The following is a 702-nucleotide window of genomic DNA, read 5'->3' as shown; positions in this document are numbered from 1 at the left end:
GCAGACGCTGAAGACCAAGATCGACGTCGATTTCCGCCCCTACACGATTCTCGGCGCCTGCAACCCGGGGCTCGCCCACGAAGCGTTGCAGCTCGAAGACAAGGTCGGCACGATGCTGCCCTGCAATGTGGTGGTCCAGCAACAGGGCGATGGCCAGATCGAGGTCGCCGCGATCAACCCGGTCGCCTCGATGCAGGCGATCGACAATCCTGAGCTCAAACAGGCCGCCGCGGTGGTGCGGGACAAATTGTCACGGGTGATCGAGTCTTTGGCCAGCGCCTAGAGGGACGCCTTCGCGCGATTTCAAAACCCGTGCCCGCCAAAACTCGTCATCCCGGCGCCTTCATCGTCATCCCAGCGCAGGCTGGGATCCAAACCAATCTATTTTGTGCAGACGACAGACGGGCTAGCCCGCTCGGTCCAGGAAAGCTTTGGAGAAGCTTTCGACACCTGTGCCCTGCGCTGGGGCGACCAAACGAGTATGGGGGATCTTTCGCGAGAGTCGTGTGAGCGAATAATTACTGAGGACACCTTATAAAGCTTTACCTAAAACCCCAAAACCCCATCCATCCCGTACCGCCCAGCACTCTGCCCAACCAGCCACCCCGCCGCCTTCACCGCACCCCGGGCAAAGATCATCCGGTTCTCCGCCCGATGGGTCAGCTCGACCCGTTCTTCGTCGCTCGCCAATATGACCATATG

General features: G+C 60.1%; 2 protein-coding genes. One reads left to right on the top strand and one right to left on the bottom strand.

The annotated features are described in order from the left end of the window. On the top strand, window positions 1-283 hold a 283-nt coding region (locus V7665_RS13665; protein WP_335665080.1), incomplete at its 5' end, for a DUF302 domain-containing protein. 263 nt (window positions 284-546) lie between these two features. On the opposite strand, the gene V7665_RS13660 is transcribed toward V7665_RS13665, so the two are convergent. Continuing rightward, window positions 547-702 (bottom strand): dihydrodipicolinate reductase C-terminal domain-containing protein (locus V7665_RS13660; RefSeq protein WP_335665081.1); only part of this gene is annotated, 156 nt, incomplete at its 5' end.

Origin of the sequence: Parasphingorhabdus sp. (genome assembly GCF_036964675.1) — a bacterium.
Taxonomy (GTDB): domain Bacteria; phylum Pseudomonadota; class Alphaproteobacteria; order Sphingomonadales; family Sphingomonadaceae; genus Parasphingorhabdus.
This window is presented reverse-complemented; position numbering and strand designations above follow the sequence as displayed.